This window comes from Persicitalea sp., from assembly GCF_041751555.1.
In the GTDB taxonomy this organism is placed as follows: domain Bacteria; phylum Bacteroidota; class Bacteroidia; order Cytophagales; family Spirosomataceae; genus Persicitalea.
In genome coordinates this window covers 1-2,238 of the sequence record NZ_JBGSXF010000103.1, presented here as the reverse complement: position 1 = coordinate 2,238, position 2,238 = coordinate 1, and the positions used below count along the sequence as shown (strand labels likewise).

The window sequence follows — 2,238 nt, the reverse complement described above, 5'->3', positions numbered from 1 at the left end:
ATCTATCATCCGGTGGGCACCTGTAAAATGGGTCAGGATGAGGAAGCCGTAGTGGACGAAAAACTCCGCGTTCGCGGCATCGAGGGGCTGCGCGTCGTGGATGCTTCCATCATGCCCCGCATCGTGGCGGGCAACACCAATGCCGCCGCCATCATGATTGGGGAAAAGGGAGCGGACTTGATTTTGGGGAAAGAATTAGGCTAATCCAGCCTATTCATTCGTGACCATCATTCGCGTAGCTGCAACAGTTTTAAAAAGTCGTAAAGGCCAATGACTCTGATTTCTTCACTTGTTGGGAATGAATCAGCCCCCGCGTGAATGACGAACTTTTGGGTAGGGTTTACATCCCCACAAGCTTCATGAAAGCCTTTGCTGAGGTTGGCGGCGGCGCTGCGCTTGATTTCGATGGCCCAAAACGCTCGGGGACTGCCACCGAAGTCGATCAAAAGGTCGATTTCCGCCCCACCCGCTGTGCGGTAATAGAAGCATTCTGCTCTTTGGGGCAAGAGAGCCACGATATTCTCGATCACGAACCCCTCCCAGCTTTTTCCGACTACAGGATGCCCCAGCAGGTCATTGTAACTGCCGATATTCAGCAAAGCGTGAGTGATGCCGCTATCGCGGACATAGAGACGCGGCGACTTTACCAGCCGTTTTTTTATGTTCGCTGTGTAGGGAGACAGCTTCCTGACGAGCAATAAGTCCACTAAAAGGTCGATGTAGCGTCCCACGCTTACACTGGATACCTCCAGAGCCGTCGCCAACTTGGAGGCGTTGATATTAGTGCCCTGGGAGTGAGCTAACATCACCCAAAGTCGTTCCAACCGCTCGGCGGGTACCCTGGGGCCTAGTTGCGGAATGTCTCGTTCCAGGTACGTTTTGATGAAATCGCGTCGCCATTGCAAACTGGTTTCATTGTTTTTTGCCAAAAGGCTTTCCGGAAAACCGCCCCTCACCCATAGTTCGTTGAGTTTGTCCAGTTCTTGGGGATTGTGCAGGTATTCCAGGGCATCGACCGGAAACAACTCGATGTAGGAAATCCGGCCGGCCAAGCTCTCGCTGGATTGTTGCAGCAGGTCGATCGAGGCGGAACCCAAAAACAAGAAATGCCCCGTCCGGTTGTTTTTTCGCCGTTCTGAATCAATTAGGCCACGAATAGGCGCGAACACTTCCGGCAGCCGCTGTACTTCGTCCAGAATGATGAGTTTGTCGCTATTTTCTCTGTGGAAGGCTTCAATGTCCTGCACCTTCCGCAAATCGGTTCTGTTTTCAAGATCGAGATAAACCGAAGAGATTCCTTCACTAATGTTGAAGGCAAGCGTTGTCTTGCCCACTTGGCGTGGCCCCATCAGGGCCACAGCGGGGTTGTTCCGCAAGCGATCACGTACTTTGTCTTCTAATCTCCTTTGAATCATCTATGCAAATTTAACATTTAATGTTAAAAAAACATAGTTGTCACTAAGTTAAAACCAAAACCGCCGCATCCTTATAATACTTGTTCCGATACTCGATGGGCGTCAAGCCCGTGATTTTCTTGAATAACTCCCGAAACGCCTTCGTGTCCGTATAGCCTACGTCGAACATCACCTCGCTGATATTCTTGCGGCTGCTCTCGAAACTGCGCTTGGCTGCCTCCACTTTCACGCGCTGAATGTAGTCCACCACGGAATGATGCGTGGCTTTGCGAAATCGCCGCTCGAAAGTACGGCGACCTACGGCTACATGATCCGCCAGTTTCTCCACGGCTATTTTTTCGCTGAAATTCTGCTCAATAAACTCCTGGGCTTTCAACACCTCCGCGTCGCCGTGGTCTTTCTGGCCTTTGAACAGCATGAACGCCGACTGGCTGTCGCGGTCGATGTCGATGGCGAAGTACTTGGAAGCCAGGATAGCCGTGTCGCGATCGGTGTATTTTTCCACCAGGTACAGCAGCAGGTTCCAGTACGAGTTGGCCCCGCCGCTGGAATACAGCCGATGCTCCTCGGTGATAATGCTGCCATCTACCAATTCCACTTCGGGAAACATTTCGCGGAATTCATCGGCAAAGGCCCAGTGCGTAGAGCAGCGTTTGCCATTTAGCAAGCCAGTGGATGCTAGTAAAAAGGCTCCCACGCAAAGCGAGGCCACTTCCGCGCCTTTGGCGTATTGCTGCACGATCCACGGAAGGAGGGCTTTGTTCTCTTGAATACCTCTTTTCATATCACCAAACAACGCCGGAATCACAATCAAATCCGTCTT

The 2,238-nt window shown here is 51.7% G+C and carries 3 protein-coding genes; 1 reads left to right on the top strand and 2 read right to left on the bottom strand.

Annotated elements, in window-relative coordinates; genetic code table 11:
- A partial coding sequence (locus ACEW8P_RS03460) for a GMC oxidoreductase (RefSeq protein ID WP_373511714.1) occupies positions 1-204 on the top strand: 204 nt, incomplete at its 5' end.
- A 23-nt stretch (positions 205-227) separates the two neighbouring features.
- Here ACEW8P_RS03460 and ACEW8P_RS03455 read toward each other — a convergent pair.
- Both ACEW8P_RS03455 and ACEW8P_RS03450 read right to left on the bottom strand, forming a co-directional pair.
- On the bottom strand, positions 228-1,415 hold the full coding sequence (locus tag ACEW8P_RS03455; RefSeq protein ID WP_373511713.1) for an ATP-binding protein: 1,188 nt from the start codon (positions 1,413-1,415) through the stop codon (positions 228-230).
- 43 nt (positions 1,416-1,458) lie between these two features.
- The coding region (locus ACEW8P_RS03450; protein ID WP_373511712.1) for a GlxA family transcriptional regulator at positions 1,459-2,238 on the bottom strand (780 nt) is incomplete at its 5' end.